17 protein-coding genes and 3 pseudogenes are annotated in these 18,409 nt (G+C 62.1%); 1 reads left to right on the top strand and 19 read right to left on the bottom strand.

Translation table 11 applies throughout. The features are described 5' to 3' along the window. Positions 1-219: 219 nt before the first annotated feature. From virB11 to DA792_RS21905, 13 genes and pseudogenes are all read right to left on the bottom strand, one after another. Entirely contained in the window at positions 220-1,200 is a 981-nt protein-coding gene (gene virB11, locus DA792_RS21840) for a P-type DNA transfer ATPase VirB11 (protein WP_107722937.1), read from the bottom strand. Between the two features lie 82 nt (positions 1,201-1,282). Continuing rightward, positions 1,283-2,719, bottom strand: coding sequence for a TrbI/VirB10 family protein (locus DA792_RS21845; protein ID WP_107722901.1), 1,437 nt, complete (start codon positions 2,717-2,719; stop codon positions 1,283-1,285). Positions 2,720-2,721: 2 nt separating this feature from the next. Then, positions 2,722-3,456, bottom strand: coding sequence for a TrbG/VirB9 family P-type conjugative transfer protein (locus tag DA792_RS21850; protein WP_107722902.1), 735 nt, complete (start codon positions 3,454-3,456; stop codon positions 2,722-2,724). A gap of 5 nt (positions 3,457-3,461) precedes the next feature. Continuing rightward, positions 3,462-4,142 (bottom strand): virB8 family protein, encoded by a 681-nt coding sequence (locus DA792_RS21855; RefSeq protein WP_107722903.1) that lies wholly within the window; start codon positions 4,140-4,142, stop codon positions 3,462-3,464. 17 nt (positions 4,143-4,159) lie between these two features. Next, the gene (locus DA792_RS21860; RefSeq protein WP_107722904.1) at positions 4,160-5,173 is read right to left on the bottom strand and encodes a type IV secretion system protein; all 1,014 of its coding nucleotides are present in this window, start codon (positions 5,171-5,173) and stop codon (positions 4,160-4,162) included. After that, positions 5,174-5,608 carry a hypothetical protein gene (locus tag DA792_RS21865; RefSeq protein ID WP_254679759.1) on the bottom strand — a complete coding sequence of 145 codons (435 nt, stop codon included), beginning with the start codon at positions 5,606-5,608 and terminating at the stop codon, positions 5,174-5,176. It lies immediately after the preceding gene. Further along, positions 5,605-6,371: pseudogene (locus DA792_RS23385) on the bottom strand (type IV secretion system protein). The gene DA792_RS21865 and the pseudogene DA792_RS23385 overlap by 4 nt, the downstream one beginning before the upstream one ends. After that, positions 6,368-7,480, bottom strand: coding sequence for a lytic transglycosylase domain-containing protein (locus tag DA792_RS21875; RefSeq protein ID WP_107722905.1), 1,113 nt, complete (start codon positions 7,478-7,480; stop codon positions 6,368-6,370). The pseudogene DA792_RS23385 and the gene DA792_RS21875 overlap by 4 nt, the downstream one beginning before the upstream one ends. Before the next feature lie 201 nt (positions 7,481-7,681). Continuing rightward, positions 7,682-10,110 (bottom strand): annotated as a pseudogene (locus DA792_RS21885) (type IV secretion system protein B4). Continuing rightward, the gene (locus DA792_RS21890; protein WP_107722906.1) at positions 10,049-10,327 is read right to left on the bottom strand and encodes a type IV secretion system protein VirB3; all 279 of its coding nucleotides are present in this window, start codon (positions 10,325-10,327) and stop codon (positions 10,049-10,051) included. The pseudogene DA792_RS21885 and the gene DA792_RS21890 overlap by 62 nt, the downstream one beginning before the upstream one ends. Before the next feature lie 15 nt (positions 10,328-10,342). Further along, positions 10,343-10,624, bottom strand: a complete 282-nt coding sequence (locus tag DA792_RS21895; protein ID WP_107722907.1) for a TrbC/VirB2 family protein — start codon at positions 10,622-10,624, stop codon at positions 10,343-10,345. A 16-nt stretch (positions 10,625-10,640) separates the two neighbouring features. Beyond that, a complete protein-coding gene (locus DA792_RS21900) occupies positions 10,641-11,198 on the bottom strand; it encodes a lytic transglycosylase domain-containing protein (RefSeq protein ID WP_107722908.1) in 558 nt (185 codons plus the stop codon). 79 nt (positions 11,199-11,277) lie between these two features. Then, positions 11,278-11,592 (bottom strand): hypothetical protein, encoded by a 315-nt coding sequence (locus DA792_RS21905; protein WP_008335576.1) that lies wholly within the window; start codon positions 11,590-11,592, stop codon positions 11,278-11,280. A gap of 132 nt (positions 11,593-11,724) precedes the next feature. Between DA792_RS21905 and DA792_RS21910 the strand changes: the two genes are divergently transcribed. Beyond that, positions 11,725-12,300, top strand: a complete 576-nt coding sequence (locus tag DA792_RS21910; protein ID WP_107722909.1) for a hypothetical protein — start codon at positions 11,725-11,727, stop codon at positions 12,298-12,300. A gap of 268 nt (positions 12,301-12,568) precedes the next feature. Here the strand turns inward: DA792_RS21910 and DA792_RS21920 are convergent, their stop codons facing one another. The 6 genes and pseudogenes from DA792_RS21920 to DA792_RS21945 form a co-directional block, all read right to left on the bottom strand. Continuing rightward, a complete protein-coding gene (locus DA792_RS21920; RefSeq protein ID WP_107722911.1) occupies positions 12,569-12,778 on the bottom strand; it encodes a helix-turn-helix domain-containing protein in 210 nt (69 codons plus the stop codon). A gap of 324 nt (positions 12,779-13,102) precedes the next feature. Beyond that, entirely contained in the window at positions 13,103-15,052 is a 1,950-nt protein-coding gene (locus tag DA792_RS21925; protein WP_107722912.1) for a 3-hydroxyacyl-CoA dehydrogenase NAD-binding domain-containing protein, read from the bottom strand. A gap of 2 nt (positions 15,053-15,054) precedes the next feature. Then, positions 15,055-15,755, bottom strand: a pseudogene (locus DA792_RS21930) (ABC transporter ATP-binding protein). Then, positions 15,742-16,527: an ABC transporter ATP-binding protein gene (locus DA792_RS21935; protein WP_107722913.1), complete on the bottom strand. Its 786-nt coding sequence runs from the start codon at positions 16,525-16,527 to the stop codon at positions 15,742-15,744. Before DA792_RS21935 ends, DA792_RS21930 begins: the two are co-directional and overlap by 14 nt. Next, a complete protein-coding gene (locus DA792_RS21940; RefSeq protein WP_107722939.1) occupies positions 16,524-17,480 on the bottom strand; it encodes a branched-chain amino acid ABC transporter permease in 957 nt (318 codons plus the stop codon). Before DA792_RS21940 ends, DA792_RS21935 begins: the two co-directional genes overlap by 4 nt. Next, positions 17,480-18,352: a branched-chain amino acid ABC transporter permease gene (locus tag DA792_RS21945; RefSeq protein WP_107722914.1), complete on the bottom strand. Its 873-nt coding sequence runs from the start codon at positions 18,350-18,352 to the stop codon at positions 17,480-17,482. Before DA792_RS21945 ends, DA792_RS21940 begins: the two co-directional genes overlap by 1 nt. Between the last annotated feature and the right edge of the window lie 57 nt (positions 18,353-18,409).

The following is an 18,409-nucleotide window of genomic DNA, read 5'->3' on the forward strand; positions in this document are numbered from 1 at the left end:
GATATAGAAAGCAAATATGTGCGGCAATCGGCTGTGTTTGGCGGGATGTGTGGGATTCGAAAGACCTTTATAGGTCAATCGTCCAACGCCCATGTAATGTCGGAAAATGCCGATGGCTGGTTTTCTGTAACCTAAACGAATGACGACTACCCAAGTACTGCTGCGATTGCCATGCTGCGGTACAGTCAGACCGTTTTCCGCCCACCCTGTCGAAGGTCGTCATAGTCCAGGCAGATAGAACTCCGTAATCCCCCGCTTCCCCTCGGCCCGCCCGAGCTGAACGATCACATCGATGGATTTACGGATGTACTCCCGCACCTCGGCAAAGGTCAGCGGCGTGCCGGCCTGCAGCACCATGATCGCCAACCGGTCGATGGCGAGTTCTGCGGTTTCGGCATGGATCGTGGAGACCGATCCGCCATGGCCGGTGTTGATCGCCTCGAGATAGGTCAGGGCCTCGGCGCCGCGCAGCTCGCCGACGATGATCCGGTCAGGTCGCATGCGGAGGGAGGCCTGCAGAAGGGCGTTGGCGCTGCGTTGTGAGCCGGAACCGCGGTCGGCCAGGAGGGCGACGGTGTTGGGCTGGCCGGGGAAGAGCTCAAAAGCGTCCTCAATGGTGATCAGCCGTTCGTGCTCACTGACATGGGTCAGGAGGTGGCGAGCGAACGTGGTTTTGCCGGTTGAGGTGCCGCCGCTGATCAGGACGTTGAGCCGCGCCTCGACCAGGGTTTGCAGCGCGGCCTCAAGGTTCTCTTCGGCGAGGGAGGCGATGTTTTTCATCTTCTCGGCGCGGAGGGCATCGAGCGAGACGGCCTTGCCGAACAGATATGTCGGCACGTAGTCCCGAACGTTGCCCGAGGCGAAGAGGCGGATTGTGATCGAGGCCCCGCGATCTATGGCGGGCGGCACGGCGACCTGGACACGGAGGGGGCGGCCTGCATATTCCACCTTGCCGGAGACGAGAGGGTTCTTTTCAGAGACGCGGGCCTTGGCGTCGCCGACGATGGTCTGGGCCATGTTGAGGGCGGTGGTGCGATCCACGGTCTGACCTTCGTGGCGCATAGTTGCGTCGCCTGCGACTTCGAGCCAGACCTTGCCGTCCGGGTTGATCGCGATCTCGACCACGTCATCGCGTCTCAGAAGGTCGCGGAACGGGTCGAGATAACGCTCGAGGTAGGAGGCTGGTGACGCCTGCTCCATCATTTCGGTGGTTCCGGTAATATTGAATCTGGTTTCGCTGCCTCTCGCCTGCGGCTCGAACGCGAAACCCGATGCTTCTTTTTCATTGTGAACCGGAACCCCCGTAGATCACCACATCCCGGTCCACGAGCACGGTGACCGAGGCGCCCTGATCGACATAGATCGTCGGCGCGATCGAGACCTGATCGGCGATGACGGACCCGACCGCGTCCTGCAGATCGCTGCCGACATCGCCCAGAACGATGCTGGTCGTCTCGTTGTTGGTGCTTTCTGCCGCCACGGCAGGTGCCGCCCCGATCACGGAAATCAGCGCTGCCCCGCCGAAGCGTTCAGCGAACTTGGTGTCGACCAGACCGGTCAGGCCCGAGCGGCCGAGCTGGTCCCCGCCCACGGCGGCGATCTCCATCGAGGTGCCGTCCGGGGCCAGGACGCGGGTCCAGAGGATCAGGATGCGCTTCTGGTGCATGTCGATCCCGGAACGGTATTGGCCAAAAAGGCGGGAGCCACGGGGGATCAGGATCCGGTCCCCGGAAAAGGCCGGGACCGGTTCAGACACGACGGCGACGACGGACCCCGGCAGGTCGCTGTTGATGGCGGTCTGAAGCGCGGCCTGGATGACAGACCCTTGGGTCAGGGTGCGCTCGGGATGGGTGAGGCGCGCGGCCTCCTGCACTTCGAGTGGGCGCGCGCTTTGCAGGAACTGCTCATTTCCCGAGAGGGCTGGCCCGCCAGTGCCAGCAGGATCGGCCACCGCCGCGCCACTTTGGCCGCCACGCGGACCGTCGGCATAGACCACTGCGGGGGATTTGATCTGCGCAGTCAGAAGCTCCGCGGCGACCCTTTCGGCCTCGCGCTGGCGCTGTTCCTCTTCCTGGCGGCGGCGTTCTTCGAGAAGGCGCTGGTCGGCGATCAGCCCTTCGCGGTCGAGCTCTGCCTCGAGACCCTCGCGCTGCGCACGTTCGGCATCAAGCATGGCCTGCAGCCCTTCGATGCGGCTCTCGGTCTGGCGTTGCAGGTTGGCCAGTTCGGTTTCCTTGGCGGCGAGCGTCGCTTCAAGCGCCTCCTTCTGTTCGTCGAAGGCTTCGCGCAGGTCCGCGACGGCGGACTGGATTTCCGAATTCCGCGCCGCCTGGCTGGCGGCGAGGGCTTCGCGGAGCTTGGCGATCTCGGCCAGCACCTCGGCGCTTGGCTCGGGGGCAGGGGCGGCGGGCATGTCGAGCGCCTCCTCGACGGCGATCAGCGCGTCATTAACCCGTTGCTCGGTCTCGTCGGGCGGGAACTCCAGCCGCCCGCCTGTGCCGGTCCGACGGTCCTGGAAGGTCTCGACGTCGGAGGTCTCGAGCGCACTGTCGCCCTCCTGCAGACCGGTCGCCAGGAAATACGCGACCCCGGCGCCGCCAAGGGCGAGGGCCGCGGCGAGGGCACCAACCCCGAGGCTGTTGCCGCGGCGTTTGGATTTGCCGCGTTGGCTGAATTGATCGAGGCGGTCTTGGAGATCAGGAGGAGTTTGATCGGCCATGGTCAGTTGCTCACGTAGATGGCGCTTTCGTCGCGCCAGGCGCAGATCGCCTCGTCGCCGATGCGTAGCGTCCAATAATCGTTTACCCCGAGCACACGGACCGTGTTGCCCTGTTGGGTCCAGTTGACCGTGCGCTCGCGACCCTGGTTATCGGCCTTGAAGAGGGCGGGCTGGCGGCCATTCTCCGGGAAAACGAAATACGTGTAGCGCCCGTCGTCATAAATATGGCTGGGGCGGAAGTCGCCTTCGCCCGAGACGCGGTAGTTGTAATTGCGCGGGGCCTCAAATCCTTTAGGCTGCGTGGCCGCCAGCGCGCGGCGTTCTTCGTCGGGGTAGCGGAAGCGGACCTCGAAGAACATGCCGGTGCGGTTCGGGATCGAGCCCTCGCGCAGGTGGAAGGAGTAGGTGCGCCGGTTGGTGATCACCGTCATGTTGGTCGAGGCATTGGCTACATGTGGCTTGATGGTCAGCACGTTGCCAAGCTCGGGGATCGGATCGACCTGGAAACTCTCGGTGTCACCGACGATCACCGCCTCGAAGCGTTCCCCCGCCCCAAAATGAATGGTCGTCGAATGCCTAAGATCGGTTTCGATCCGGTAGACCTGGTTCTCGTTATAGACGGCGGTGCGGATGCGGATGTCGAGCGGGCCGCCTTGCGGCGTGGCCTCGGCGAGGGCTGCAACAGGAAGAGCAAGCGCTAGGAGAAACGTGGTGAGGAGCGCGGGCAGGGATTTCATCTTGGTCAGTTCTCCAGGGTCTCGGCGTCGACGCGGTAGGAGGTCACCACGAAGCCCAAGGGGTTGGCCCAGACGTCCTGAAGGCGCTGGCGGGTTTCGGGTTGAAAGTCGTAGCCGACGGTCGCGACGTAAGACCGGGTGACGGTGCGGGTGTCGCGCGGGCGGCGCAGCGTGCGGGTAAAGCGGACCTGGGCCACGCCGCGCTCGATCTGGTTGACGGACTTGATCACCACCTCGATCTTGGCGTCACGCCCGTAAACGGTGATCGGGTAGTCCTCGTTGGTCGAAGACCAGAGATCGCGCAACGTGCGGGCGGCATCGCCGTCCGAGCGGTCGAGCACCGAGTTGATGCGCTGCTCGCCGTCCGTCAGGTCATAGGTCTCGCGGTCGTCAACATAGGCCACGAGATTGGCCTGAATGATGGCATCGCTTTCCGAGAGCGTCAGCGCCTGGACGGCGGCGACCCGGTCCATCTCGCCAGTTTCCTTGTCGACCACGACCACAAAAGTTTCGGTTGTCTTGAGCGGAAAGAGGCTCGCGCCCGCGACTATGCCGGCCACGCCGACCAGTACGCCTGCCGCCGCGACGAACCAGGCGAAGCGCTCGCGCCGCCGTGGCCCGTAGATGAAATCCGCTTCAAAAGCGTCGCGGTCATGGCTCGCGGAACTGGGTACGGTCTTCTTCAAGTCAGTCGTCTTTCACATCAGGGTCTGCGGAAGGCCTTGGCGGCGGAGAGAAGCGCGCCGGGGCTTTGCCGGATCATCTCGCCTGTCTTCACCACACCCGCATTGGCCATCTGGTTCAGTTCCTGCGGGGATTTGCCGGTGGCGAGGCGCGCGGTCGCGCCGGTGCCATATTGGCGCGTGTTCACGAAGCCCTGCCGCGCAAGGCCGGTGAGGCCCACGGCGTTTGAGGCAATGCCCACGACGCCTGTGAGGTTGGAGGCGATGTAGGGCACCGAAGCCATGATCCCGGCGCTGAGGATCAAGATGACGAGGAAGGGCAGGATGAGGCTGACGGTCTCCACATCGTTTGGCGCGGCGGAGGCGTCCCCGATGGCTTCGGCGATGGCAACAATGATGCCTGCGGCCCCCGCGGCGGCGACGGGCATGAGCGCATAGCCGATGGTGGCCCGGGTCCAGGCCTCGAAAAGCGATTGGGTCGGTTTGAAGAGCGAGGTCACGATCATGAAGGGGGCGATCACGATCATCAGCGCGAAGACGATCCGTGCGAAAGCGATGATCCCGGCGGTGACCGCGGCGAAGATGGCTGAGAGGACGAAGAAGATCGCACCGAGAACAGCGCCGAAGACCCAGCCCGCGCGGTCGCCGATCGTGTCGCCATAGGCGGTGATGCGGGCGACCATATTGTCGAGGCTCGCGTAAACCCCGGCCTCGTCACCCGAGCCGGTGAGCGCGAGGATCGAGGCGCCAACGGAGTCGGGCACCCGCGTGACGATGTCATAGATGACGCTGAAATTGTCCCAGCTCTGCGCGAAGATCCCCACGAGCGCGATCTTCATGCCGAAAGCAAATCCGGTGCCGAAGGGCAGGGGGCGGAGTTGCATGACCGCGTTGATCCCGAGCAGCATGATGAGGAGCGCGGCCCCGGCGGAGATCACGTCGCCAACCGCGCCCGCCGAGGAGACAAAGCCGTCCTGCGCCACGGTATCCACCGCGGCGTCGACCTGGCTCAGGATGTCGCGAATGACCCCCATTTACTCCGCACAGGCCTCCACAACTTGCGCCTCGAGCGCGTCTGCCTTGGCGTAGAGCTCGAGCACCTTGAAGGGCAGGCGTGGGTTGTCCGAGGTCTGGAACCGGGACAGGGCGGTGAGCGCCTGATCCCAGGTGAACTGGTCCAGCAGGCAGGTACAGCTCTCCGAGGCGAGCGCTTCCTCGGCGATCAGGATACGCAGGATTGCGCGGTAGCCATTGCGCAAGTATGCGGTCTCGGCGAGATCCACCGGCGGTTTGGGGACGCGGCACGCATCCTCTTCGTCTCGTGTGATCTCCATCGAGGTGAAGGGCCGATCCTGACCTGATGCTGCGTCAGGCAAGACGAGGATGCCGAACGGCAGGGCAAGCGAAAGGCTCAGAAGTCCGGCTTCCATCAGGGTGAAGCGGCTTGGGGTTAGCTTGGAGGTCCTCATGGATCCACCGCCATCGACCGGAACTTGCGCTCATCCGCGAGGGTCGCGGCGTCGACGACGCCGAGCTGGCCGGCGCTGACGCCTTGCGCCGCTTCCAGCCGCCAGATCTGGGTCAGGATGATGCCCAGCTCGGCGGTGACGCGGGTGTTGAGATCGACGGCAGCCTTCAGCCCGTCCTGATCGTCGATTTTGCCAACCATCACTTCCAAGCGCTCGAGACTGTGTCCCGCTTCTTCGTGGCTTTCCTGCGCCGCGACTGACAGCATGGCGCTGGCCCCGGCGGAAGCGGCGATGCGGTTGTCGGCGGGCTGATCGGAGCCTGAGAGCGTGCTCAGGCGCTCCGAGGTGAAGCCACTGCCCGAGAGCACCCGCTCGACCGAGGCCGAGAGTTCCGCACCTGGATTGAACCCGCTCAGGAAATCGCCGCTGGCCAAAGACTGCGCGGTGTTGAGGGGGCGACCAGTTTGCCGCGCAGCGCACGGAATTCTTCGACCGTGGCGAAGAGTTCTCCGAGCCCGCTGCCCTCAATGAGCGAGGTCAGTTGCGCCTCGAGGTTCGTCAACTGCGACAGCTGGGTTTCCAGTTCCAGCCGCATGGTCGCGAGCTGCTGCATCTGCACATTCAGGTCCTCGGCCATGTGTTCGAGCTGGGCCACGAGTTGGCCAAGCTGCGACCCATCGAAAGTCGGCACGCCTTGGGCCGTGGCGGGCGAAGCAAACCCGAGTGTGGTGACCGCCGCGGCGGTCAGGAGAAGGTGTCTCATTCGGGAACTCCCATCTGCATGAAGTCGCGCTCGGCCAGGCGGTCGGCGACGAGGTGTTGGGCGAAGGCCGCCTCGCGCTGCTGGTTCGCCGCCATCAGCCGGACGCGAAGGTTGAGGATGCGACCGATCTCGGCTTTGGCATAGGTGTTGAGCTCCCAGGCCGCCTTGGCATTGGGCTGCGCATCGATCTGCAGGATGATGGCGCGCAGGCGATTGATAACTTGCTCAGTGGTCGCCGAACTGTCGGCGGCGTAATAGACGCCCGCCTCGGAGATGCTGGCATATTCGGCGAGCGCAAAATCCGAGGGAGAGAGCGTGCCGAGCGCGTCGGCACCGCCCACGACAGCCAGGTATTCGTTGTAAAATTTCGAGATGTTGCGCACGTAGCCCTGCGTCTCGGCAAAGGGCGGCACGCCCCCGTATTCGGTCACGCGACCCGGCCCTGCGTTATAGGCCGCGAGCGCATGGGGGATGTTGCCGAAGCGGTTGAGCTGCGTGGTGATGTATCGCGCGCCGCCGCGGAGGTTGTCTTTGACATCGTATCGGTCGACGCCGAGATCAGAGGCGGTGCCGGGCATGAGCTGGGTCAGCCCATAGGCGCCGACCGGGCTAACGGCTGCGACATTGAAGCGACTTTCCTGCTTGATCAGGGCCTGGAAGAGGCAGCGCCACTGGGTGGCCGAGAGACCGGCGCGGGCCACACCGGGGGCGTCTGCGAACTCGCCCGCGATCTCGACGATCATCATCTCGACCGTCTCGCGGCCTTCGCCGAAGAGGCGGTTGTTCATGGGGCTCGCATCGGTATTGGGATAGACCGCCGCCACCCCGAAATCCGCATTGCCCTCGAGCGCGCGGATATCGAAGCCGGGACCGGTGATGGCGGCGGTCATTTCCTCGAGGACGCGCAACTGGTCGGCCTGGACATCCGCCAGCGTGGACTCGGTGCGGTCCTTGTCCTGCTGGACGCCAAGATCCTCGGCGAGTGCCGTCACCCGCGCGATGGCGCGACCGATCGCGGAATTATCCTGCGTCGGCACGCCCTGGGCATGGGCGGGCAGGGTACCGAGGCCAAGGCAGAGCCCGGCGGATATGATCGCGGCGCGGCTCATTCCGGACGGGTCAGGGCGTCGAAAGTGCAGTCGGGTTTGGTCTCTTGCTGAACCGGAGCGCCCATGGTCGAGACCGAAAACGCGGAGCGCGTCACCTGCGGCTCGCCATTGCGGCCAAAGCAGGGGAGGTTTTCTCGGTGTATTTCTCGCAAGCGGAAAGAAGGCCTGCGGCGGCGCAAAGCGCCAGGAGGGGTTTTGAACTCATATCACATGTCTCCAGAAATCGGGATTGGCGCGCCAATCGGCGGGCACGCGCGCCTCGCCGGTGGCGCCACCGCCAAGGATGGGGAGGAGGTGGCCCAAGGCGGAGAGATCGGCATCGACGAAGACGCTGTCGCCCGCCGAGCGCACAAGCGCGATGCGCTGGCCAATGGTGGGCTGAACGAGAAGGACTGCTTCCTTGGCGTTCACGCGCAGGAAGTCGTAGTCCGAGATGGTGGCGCGATCGTTCGGGAAGAGGATCTGGGTTGGCACCGTCTCGACGATGGTCTTGCCGACGCGACTGTCGCGCAATTGGCTCGGATATTGCGTCATCATGATCACGACGCAGTTCATCTTGCGCAGCGTCACCAGCCAGTTCTCGAGCCGTGCCCCGAAATACGGATCGTCCAGGAGCTTCCAGGCTTCGTCGAGCACGATGATGGTGGGGCGGCGGTCCTCGACCACGCGTTCGATCTGGCGGAAGATGTAGGAGAGCACCGCCATGCGCTCGGTGGTCATGTCGAGGATCTCGGTCATGTCGAAACCGATGATGTCGCCCGAGAGCTTGAGGCCAGCGCCGCGTTCGGGTTCATCGAAGACCCAACCGTAGCGCCCGCCCGGCGCCCATTCGGTAACGCGGCTCTGCAGCTCGCCATCGTCATCGAGCGACTGGAACAGGGTCTCGAAACTGGCGAAACGCTGTAGCGCCGCGCCCGCGTCGGCGTTCTGGCCGACCGCGCTCTGGATGTGGCGGGATTGCTCGCCCGAGAGCGTGCCATTGCGTGTGAGAAGGGTCGCGAGCCAGTCCGAGAGCCAGGCGCGACCGCGTTCGTCGATCTCGGTGGCGAGCGGGTTGAGGCCCGTGGGCACGCCAGCCCGGATTTCGTTGTAGCGGCCGCCAAGGGCGCGGACCGCCATTTCAAGACCGCGATCCTTGTCGAAGAAGAAAAGCCGTGCGCCGACCCGCTGCGCTTGGGCTGCGAAAAAGGCGGTGGTCAGCGTCTTGCCTGTACCGGTGCGACCCAGCACAAGCGTATGCCCGACGGTCGGTTCCTTGCTTGGGGCTCCCGCCTCGTGGAAATTGAACCGATATCCCGAGGTGCCGACCGTGGGCAGGACCGAAATGGTCTGACCCCAGGGGGATTGGTCAGGACCACGTCCCTCGACGCTGCCGTGAAGTGCCGCGAAGTCGGCGAAATTAATCGAGGAAATCGGCGTCTTGCGGGCGCGGTAACCAAAGTTACCGGGCGACTGCGCGAAGTAAGTGGCTTTCAGGGCCATGTTCTCGCGCACGATGACCGACATGATCTCCTGTCCGACGCGCTTGATCTGGGCGGCAGCGCGCTCGAGCGTGTCGCGGTCAGGCGCATAGACCGCGATGGAGAGATGATGGTCACCAAAGGCGATGCGCCCTGCCTCCTGGTCGTCGGCGGCTTGGCCCAATTGTTCCCGCAGAGAGACGGCAGCATCGTCGGAAGCGTGCATCTGGCGGATGATCCGCTGGATGCGCTCGGCCATGATGTTGTTCGGGATCGGGCTGAAGGAGTTGGTCAGCACGATGTCGAGAGGCAGGTCGAGCGCGTCGAGAAGCGTGACATCCGTGAGGGCCGGATAGGTCTTCATCGAGAAGAGCGCACCGTATTTGATCTGACCGGTCACGGCGTCGGTCAGGGTGACGACGTCGCCATCAAAGGTCGCGCGGCAGTTGCTCAGGGTATGCGAGAGGGGCAGGGCGCTTTGCCCGAAGGCAATCGGGGAGAAGCTGCCCGCGTTCAGCGTATTGAGATAGCCCAGCCATTCACCGCCCGACTTCGTGAGCCGCACAGGGTTGGCGGAAGCGAGCGCCACCTCGAAGAAGCCCATGACCTCGTTCAGCTCCTGCAGGCGCGTCGCGCGATCCTTGACCCAGGCCTTGCGGGCCAGCGCGCGCAGGAGCGGAATACGGGCCGAGATATCAGGCCGCCGGATGACGCTGAGATAGAGCTGGCGCTTGGCGGGACGGAGGTCTTTGACATGGGTCTGCCAGCGGGCGTCTATTGCGGCGGCGAAGCTGTCCCCTCGATGGGACGCATCCCGAGATCCTGCGGCACGGAAATGCGGTGGATGTAGAAGCCGAAGGCGTTGCCGGTCTGGGCGACGATGGCCGCGACCGCACGTTTGAGCGCGTCGAGCCGGGCATCCTCTGTCGTCATCGGGTTCAGACCATCAAGGCGCAGGGTCGCCAAGAGGTCGCCCTCGCGCAGGACCATGACATCGTCATCCGCGAGCGCGAAATACGGCAGGTGTTCCGCGAGGTAGCTCTCCCGCGCAAACTCCCCGCCGCCCGCCTGAAGGAGTGCCGTTCCGTGAGTGGAAAGAGTGCCTGCATCAAGCGCCAAAGCTGTCGCCTCCGTGCAGGGCCCGGTTCTTCGTCGGGCGCACCGAGCCATACGACACGCGCAGGACCTCAAAGAAATGCGGCTCGCGGTCGGCGATGAACCAGAGGATCGGATAGGCAACGAGGCCGACTAGGAAGAACAACATCGACTTGGTCCAGATGAACGGCAGAACGATCCCGGTCGCCAGAACCACGAGGTATCCGACAGGGAGGCCCAGATACTTGGGCGGTCGGGCGAGGCCCAGAAAGAGGGGGGATCGTTCTGCCAACTCTATTCTCCAGCTTTAGGAGAATCCGTCGACGATGGTGCCGGCCGAGAAGATCAGCACGATCCCGATGATGACCGAGGCGAACCAGCCCCAGTTCAGCCGTCCCATCATGCACATGAAACCGGTGCCGATGACGGCAAGCGTGGCAACCGCGATCCCGATGGGTCCGGTCAGCGCGGCCTCGACGGTTTCCAACATGGTCTGGATCGGTGACAAGTCTTGCGCGAGGGCGGGGTTTGCGAAAGCCGCCAGGCCCAAGGCGACTGGCAAGAGGCGGCTGAGGCGATGTCTGAGCATGCGAAGTTCCCTTGTTTTATTGAAGATCGATGAGGACGGGCGCGCGGGCTGGAACCCGGTCTGCGACGCGGATGTCCGGAGCGGCAACAGGCGTACCCGCCAGCCGGGACCGGATCCGGTAGATGCGCGCGATGTAGTCGCGGGTCTCGGTGAAAGGCGGGATGCCGGAATACTCGACCACTCGGTGCGGCCCGGCATTATAGGCTGCCAGCGCCAGGTCGATGTCCTTGAACGTGGCCAGCTGCGCGAGCAGATAGCGCGCTGCGCCATCGAGGTTCTGGGACGGATCGCGCGGATCGACCCCGAGGCCGCGGGCCGTGTCCGGCATCAACTGTCCCAGGCCATAAGCACCCTTGGGGCTGACGGCGGTCGGGTTGTAGCTGCTTTCGGCCTCGACCAGGGCCTGAAAAAGGACCTGCCAATCATCCGCATCGAGCCTGACCTGCCGCAGGGCACGGTTCCCCTGGTGGCGATCTGCGGTGGCGCGGATTAGAGCAAGGATTCCGCTGTGACTGGAAGGCGGCGTGGCGTCCAACGAGGCCAGAACGACCTCGGCCTCAGCGCTATGTTCCAAACCAGCACATGCAGGCCTCGTCCCGTGGAAAGTCCAGCCCGAGGTCCGGGCCGTGCCGTCACGGCCGAAGGCGATGACGTCAGCCGCGCTCCTCGAGGGTGATGCTGTAGTCAGGACCAAAGCGCAGATCGCGCCCGTCACCGAACTCGAGATGATGTTTGAAGAGCCCAGGCCATATGTTGAAATACCGCGGCTCGGGCCCGTGCGGGGTGATCCGGGTCGAGACCAGAATGGCTTCCGGCTCGCCCTCGCGCAGGTAGATGCACTGGTAGCGCGGCTTGCCATCGTCCGTGAACCCCACGAGTTCATACCGGCAGCGGAACGCGATGCCCTTTTCGGACAGGTCTTTGACACCATCGATGGTGATCAGGATCTGGTTACGCGCTATCGGCATGTTCGGACTCTCCCCACGAGAGCCCTTCTACTGGATGACACTAAGGCCATAAAGTCATATGGAGTCAATACGACATATTGCAGAAAAATACATATTGCGCGATAGTTGCCGCAACTTTTGCGGGAGAGTGGCATGAAGCGGCAGGTGATGGCAGCGGCGATGGGGGTGATGGCGGTGTTCGGAGCACCTGAGAAGGCGCAAGCCTATGACATCGACTGCGCCATCATGCTCTGCATGGCGGGTGGATTCCCCCCGAGTGCGGTCTGCGCACGCGCCTATCGCACCATGATCCGCCGCATCACCCCCTGGCCGAGCCTGCCGCCCTTCGGGGTCTGCACCTTTGCCCATGTGCCGGTCGAGCTGGGTGGGCCCGGCGGAGAGGGGGAACTCGACACCAATCTACCGGAATACGAATGGCTTAACCGCACCCATGTGATCTGGTTCACCGGGCAGTCGTATGAGACGCGCGACGACGGTCGGAAGTGGAGATGGTCCATCAAGTCATGCGATCGCGAGAACCGGATCTGCCGATACATTCAACGAGTCAGCGGCGCGGACAGGCCTTGGTCGGAAACATTCATTTCTGAGGGTGGGCAGGTGGTGAAGTTTCCGTCACGCGGTCGTGGTGAGTTCTACACCCGAGGCGTCTTGGTCGAATACGGGGACTATGAGGGCAACATGGGCCACTCAGAGTGGTTTTCCTACTGATCTTCGTTATTGGGCATCTTGAGTGAAAACGGTCGCACAATGACACGCGTAACGTCGTAGCTGTCTGGGTCGACAAAGTGGCGCCGACTCACGGATCCATCGTCCCAACGGTAGTCGGTGAACACATGGGTTTTCTGCGTTCCGTCGATGATAAACCCTTCCTGAAAGGGGCAACCTGTCTTTCTTTTCGTCATAAATCCGCGCCACTCGTACTGTTCTTGCCGTTTTGTCTTTCGTGTTGGGGGGGATCAAACCCGGAGGAAACGGACTAGCGCTTCACAAAAAGCTCGACGGGATCGACATTGAGCGCCTTGGCGATGCGTTCGAGAAGATCGAGGGAGGCCGCGAACTTGGCGTTCTCGACCTTGCCCATATGGCCGCGGCTCACGTCGGCCCGATGAGCAAGCTCCTCCTGGCTGAGGCCGCGGGCGCGTCTCAAGTCCTGGATGTTCAGTGCTACACGGTCCCGCAAGTTCATGCCGCTGAGACGGACATGGTGCGCGAAATATCGCCACGCGATATATGTTACATTTGGAGCTGTAGAGAAGAATTCTTGGAACGGCGCGAGATCGCCGGAATGGAATGCCTGCCGATACGCAGGTCACGGGATGATCCGTCTCGCAAACATTATGGGCCGTTCAATCGTTCTTTCGGAAAAGGGCGGCACCGGCAAAACCGGTGCCGCTAGGAATTCGCCCACAGGGAGGTTGTAGAGGACGAATTCTACACGGAAATTTGGGTCAGCCAAAAATCTCATAATTATATCTATGTAAAAATTTTCCAGAGATAGAACAACTGGGGCTTATCTTGTGGTATGCTGACTCGCATCTCGAAACCACATTGGCCCACCTTTCCACCGCGGAAATCCATAGCCGTGGATTTCAACAAGGTCGATATCGGCGGGATTCTGCGCGATACCCTCGTCTAAGATCATCTGTCCCTCTGCGGCCATTGCCCCGATCAGCCTGTCAGCGATTTCCTTATGCGTCGGGCTATACGCGCTGGTGATCCGGTACTTCAGCAATTTGGACACTGTTGAAGATGGCTTCGGGCCGCGACTTCCTTCGACGTAGTCGTACCATCCGCCCATGGTCTTCTGCCCCTTGCGCCCCGCGCCGACGAGGATGTCACTCAGAGTCTCTGGCACGTCTTGGCCGGCAGCCCTCGCTCCCTCGCGCTGTAAGAAAGCGATGTCGAGGCCACCCAGATCTTGGGCCTCGAATGGTCCCATCTTCAAACCAAAAGCGCGCATTGCTTGGTCGATCTCGGAAATCGGCACGCCGTTTTCAACGAGCGCCTCGGCTTCGGAACGATAGCGTTTGAGGATGCGGTTTCCGATGAAGCCTTCGCAAATCCCCGCCTGCACTGGAATCTTGTTTAGCCGCCCGGCCAGTGCAAATGCCGTAGCCAGGACATTTTTCGCCGTATCCTGTGTCGGTACAATTTCGAGCAGCCGCATCAGATGGGCGGGGCTGAAAAAGTGCAGTCCGATGAACCGCTCAGGGTTGGGAAGGCCTTGGGCTATCTCGCGTGGGTCGAGATAGGAGGTATTGGTTGCCAGCACTGCATTCGGCGCGCACACTTCACCCAGCTGAGCGAACACCGCGCGCTTGACGTTGATTTCTTCGAACACGGCCTCGATTATCAGATCGCACCCGGCAAGCTGCGCATACTCCGTGGATCCGGTTACCCCGTCCATCTTTAGGGTGCGGCTCTCTTCGCTGAGTTTTCCCCGTCTCACGGCCGCGGCAAACACATTGTCGATGTTGGCAAGGCCGCGGGCCATGGCGGCATGGTCACGCTCGATAAGCATGATACGCATTCCGGCATTGCGACAGGCCGCCGCAATGCCTGCGCCCATGGTTCCCCCACCGATCACACCGACCGTTTCAAACGGGCGCGGTTCTACGCCCTTTAGCGTGACCGGGCGCGGTGCCGCACGTTCGGCGAAGAAAACATGGCGCAAAGCGGCGGCCTCGTCTGAAGTGCGAAGATCGAGAAACGTCTCACGTTCCTTGGCCATAGCATCAGAGAAGGATGCCTCGGTCGCAAAGCGCAGACAGTCCAGAGCGCGCAATGGTGCCTGATGGCCGGCTTTGGCCGCAGATTTGCGGGCCTCGGCCCAGAATTCCTCAGGCATGGGTGATATGAAGCGTTCCGAGACAGGCGGTGGCTGGGAAGCGCTTAGCGACTCACGGGCAAAAGAGATGGCCGCGTTTTCCAGATCGCTATCCACCACGGCATCAATCAACCCGGCCCCAAGCGCTTTGGCCGCTGACCAAGGTTTGCCGGATGTGACCAATTCGACGGCCGCCGAAACACTCACAAGGCGCGGGGTGCGCACGGTGCCCGAGGCGCCCGGAATAACGCCTAAGGTTACCTCAGGCAGTCCCAGCTTGGCGCCGTCCAATGCGATGCGAAAACGACAGCCCATAGCCACTTCAAGACCGCCGCCCAGAGCCGCACCATGGATTGCGGCCACCCATGGCTTTGTGGCGGCTTCGATCCGCGCCACCACATCGGGCAGATGCGGCGGAACAGGCGGCGCGCCGAACTCGCGCACGTCAGCGCCAGCGATAAAGGTTCGGCCGGCGCAGATCAGCACCACGGCTTTGACTGCAGGATCATCGTCCAATGTTGGGACCATGTCCCACAGCCCTTTGCGGACAGCTTCGGACAGCGCATTTACGGGCGGGCTATCAACTGTGACAATGGCGATTTCACCCTCGTGGCGAAGTCTCAGTACGGTCATGATTATAGTCCCAAATAAGCTTCGCGGATGCGGGGGTCGGCGATCAGTTCGGGGCAGGACCGGTTATTGTGACCCGCCCCGTTTCCATCACATAGCCGCGGTCGGCAATCTTCAGCGCGCCGTAGGCGTTTTGTTCCACCAGAAGGATTGTCACGGCCCGCTCCTTGAGCAATTTCACCACGTCAAAAATTTGCGCAACCAAAAGTGGCGCCAAACCCATCGAGGGCTCATCCAACAACAGGCAATGCGGCCGACCCATCAGCGCGCGGGCAATGGCTAGCATTTGTTGTTGCCCACCCGATAGGCCCCCTGCAGCAAGGTTGCGTTTTTCTTTGAGCGCGGGGAACATGGTGTACGCATCCTCCATGTCCCGCTCCACCCGATCATCGGTGAACAGGAACGCGCCGAGGCGCAGGTTCTCTTCGACCGAGAGATTGGTGAAGATCTGTCGACCCTCCGGCGATTGCGCGAGGCCACGGCTCAAGCGTTTATGTGCCGGAACGGAGGCAAAGCTTTCGCCGCGAAAGACAATGTTGCCCTCACTCACCGGCTGGGTGCCGGAGAGACATTTCAGCAAAGTGGTCTTGCCCGCCCCATTGGCTCCCACGACGGTGACAATCTCGCCGGAGTTCACCTCAAGATCGACGCCGTGCAGTACTTCGATGCGCCCGTAACGTGAGCGCATGCCCTCAACCGTCAACATGAGCGGCCTCCCCTTCTTCTGTGCCAAGATAAGCGGCGATGACGTCCGGGTTACGCGAAACGGTCGCCGGATCGCCCTCTGCAATCTTTTCACCATGGTCCAGCACGACGATATGGGTCGAGATGCGCATGACCATTTTCATGTCGTGTTCAACGAGCAGAATGGCGATCCCGGAGGCGGCCAGTTCCACAATAAGATGGTCAATTTCTTCGGTCTCGACGGCATTGCACCCCGCCGCTGGTTCATCGAGCAACAGGATTTTGGGGTTCAACGCCAGCGCACGGGCGATTTCGAGCCGCTTAAGTGCGCCGTAAGACAGGTTGACCGCCTCTTGTTCGGCGGCCTTGTCCAATCGGACCCGTTGCAACAGCTGGCGCGCACCATCGCGGGCTTCAGTTGCGCGCCGTTTGACGGAGGGCAAGGCCAGAAGATCGGCCCAGACCGACCCGCGTTCTTGGAGGTGATAACCGGCCAGGACATTATCAAGAACGGTCATCTCTTGGAAGATTTGCAAGTTTTGAAACGTGCGCGACAGGCCCATTTCGGCCAGCTTGTTGGGCTGTGTTCCGGTCACCTCTTGACCGCTCAGGGATACAGATCCCATACTCGGCAAATAAATACCGGAGATCATATTAAACAACGTGGTTTTTCCTGCTCCGTTCGGGCCGATAACCGAAACGATTTCACCTGGTTTCACCGAAAAACTCACATCGTTGACAGCCTTCAGCCCGCCGAAGCTGATGCCAAGGCCCTTGACGTTCAAAAGGGTCATTCACCTGTCCCCCGTAGCCGACGTGCAATTGAGGGCAAAAGCCCCTGTGGCAGAAAGATCATGACGACAATCATCACCGCACCCAGCACAAGTTGTTCATATTCTGCAAAAACAGTGAGCACCTGCGGCAGCAGCGTCAGGATGACGGCGCCGAGGCTCGCCCCAAGCACAGAGCCGACACCACCGAGCACTGCCATGGTAACCATTTCGACCGAATGCAGAAAGCCCGCCACGTCTGGGGTGACATATTGATTTTGCAGCGCCAAGAGCGAACCTGCGACCGAGGCATAAACCGCCGAGATCACAAAGGCGCGCAGTTTCAGTTTGGCCACATCGACGCCCACGGTCGCGGCCGCAACTTCGGATCCATGCAGTGCACGCATGGCGCGGCCTGTCGGGCTGTCGAACAGGTTGAGCGCGATCCAAGCCCCGATCAACAGGATGATGCCAGAGAACATATACCAGAACTCGCCACCAGACAGTTTCCATCCCATATCCCGTAGCAGGCTACGCAGACCAAGATCGGCCACGGCCATCCCGTCCGGTCCCCCGGTCAAAGCCCGCTCATTGGTCAGGACCATCGACACAAGGATGCCAAAGCCCAGCGTCGCAACGGCCAGATAGTAGCCCTTAAGTCGCAGGATCGGTTTGCCGATCAACGCGGCCATGACTGCGGAGAGCATCGCGCCCAACATGACAGCTAGGCCGGGATGCAGGCCGAGATGTTCGGGGGTAAGCGCACAGGCATAGGCCCCTATCCCGGCAAACCCAGCATGGCCAAGGCTGATTTGCCCCGCATAGCCGATGAGAACGACGAGTCCGATCACCGCCAGCGCATTGACGAAAATCAGCGCGCCGACCCGGTAGTAATAGCCCGAGGGAAAGAAGGCGGGCAGCACAGCAATTAGAACCGCCAAAAGCCCAAGTTGAATCCATTTGTTTCGGGAGGTCATCATACACGCTCCGTCGTTTTTTTACCGAAAATGCCTTGCGGCATGACGAAGAGCACCCCGAGGATAACGATAAAGGCCATCGCGTCCTTGTATTGCGAACTCAGATATCCGGCGGTCAGAGCCTCAAACAGACCCAAAAGCAACCCGCCCAGAAGCGCGCCTTTGGGGTTGCCCATCCCGCCCAGCATGGCGGCGGCAAAGCCTTTGAGGGCGAGCGCAACGCCCACATCATAGCTCACCAGCGTGATCGGTGTGACCAGCACACCTGCGAGCGCCCCAATGGCGGCAGATAGCCCGAAGGACAGGGTCATCACCCAGCCGGTGTTGATCCCGACAAGCTGGGCGGCGAGCCGATTGTTGGCCGTGGCCAGCACCGCTTTGCCGGTGAGCGTATGGGTGAAAAACAGCCATAGGCCAACAAAGACCGCAATGGCCCCGCCGATCACCCACAGGCTTTGCGGTAGGATTGTTGCACCAAAAATGGCAATCGGGTCATCGCCTGAAAAGCTTGGAAAGCGGTGCAATTGTTTGTCAAAGACCAGCTGAGCGGCCCCGCGGATCAGGATTGAGGCTCCGATGGTGATGATGATCAATGACACCACGGGCGCGCCGCGTGCGGGTTCGATTGCCAGCTTGTTCAGCGCCACACCAATCGCGGCAGTGACAAGAACCGCGATCACGGCGGCCAACGGCAGGGGCAAACCCGCCTCAAAGGCGAAGACGGTGATCATCCCGCCCAGCATGACAAATTCGCCTTGGGCGAAATTGACCACGTCGGAGGCATTATAGATGATTGTGAATCCCAGCGCGACAAGTGCATAAACAGCACCCACGGTCAGGCCGGAGAATATGAATTGCAGCAGGGCGTCCATTGGGGCTCCCGAAATAATGTGGCGTTATGAGGAGTGCGGCCGGAGTGGGCCCCGGCC

Source organism: Celeribacter baekdonensis, assembly GCF_003047105.1.
Lineage (GTDB): Bacteria > Pseudomonadota > Alphaproteobacteria > Rhodobacterales > Rhodobacteraceae > Celeribacter > Celeribacter baekdonensis_B.

Coding starts and splice junctions, on each gene's coding strand:
- virB11 (WP_107722937.1), bottom strand. CDS start 1,200: ATGGAGCAGGCGTCACCAGCCTCCTACCTCGAGCGTTATCTCGACCCG.
- DA792_RS21845 (WP_107722901.1), bottom strand. CDS start 2,719: ATGGCCGATCAAACTCCTCCTGATCTCCAAGACCGCCTCGATCAATTC.
- DA792_RS21850 (WP_107722902.1), bottom strand. CDS start 3,456: ATGAAATCCCTGCCCGCGCTCCTCACCACGTTTCTCCTAGCGCTTGCT.
- DA792_RS21860 (WP_107722904.1), bottom strand. CDS start 5,173: ATGGGGGTCATTCGCGACATCCTGAGCCAGGTCGACGCCGCGGTGGAT.
- DA792_RS21865 (WP_254679759.1), bottom strand. CDS start 5,608: ATGAGGACCTCCAAGCTAACCCCAAGCCGCTTCACCCTGATGGAAGCC.
- DA792_RS21875 (WP_107722905.1), bottom strand. CDS start 7,480: ATGAGCCGCGCCGCGATCATATCCGCCGGGCTCTGCCTTGGCCTCGGT.
- DA792_RS21895 (WP_107722907.1), bottom strand. CDS start 10,624: ATGCTCAGACATCGCCTCAGCCGCCTCTTGCCAGTCGCCTTGGGCCTG.
- DA792_RS21905 (WP_008335576.1), bottom strand. CDS start 11,592: ATGCCGATAGCGCGTAACCAGATCCTGATCACCATCGATGGTGTCAAA.
- DA792_RS21910 (WP_107722909.1), top strand. CDS start 11,725: ATGAAGCGGCAGGTGATGGCAGCGGCGATGGGGGTGATGGCGGTGTTC.
- DA792_RS21920 (WP_107722911.1), bottom strand. CDS start 12,778: ATGAACTTGCGGGACCGTGTAGCACTGAACATCCAGGACTTGAGACGC.
- DA792_RS21925 (WP_107722912.1), bottom strand. CDS start 15,052: ATGACCGTACTGAGACTTCGCCACGAGGGTGAAATCGCCATTGTCACA.
- DA792_RS21935 (WP_107722913.1), bottom strand. CDS start 16,527: ATGACCCTTTTGAACGTCAAGGGCCTTGGCATCAGCTTCGGCGGGCTG.
- DA792_RS21940 (WP_107722939.1), bottom strand. CDS start 17,480: ATGACCTCCCGAAACAAATGGATTCAACTTGGGCTTTTGGCGGTTCTA.
- DA792_RS21945 (WP_107722914.1), bottom strand. CDS start 18,352: ATGGACGCCCTGCTGCAATTCATATTCTCCGGCCTGACCGTGGGTGCT.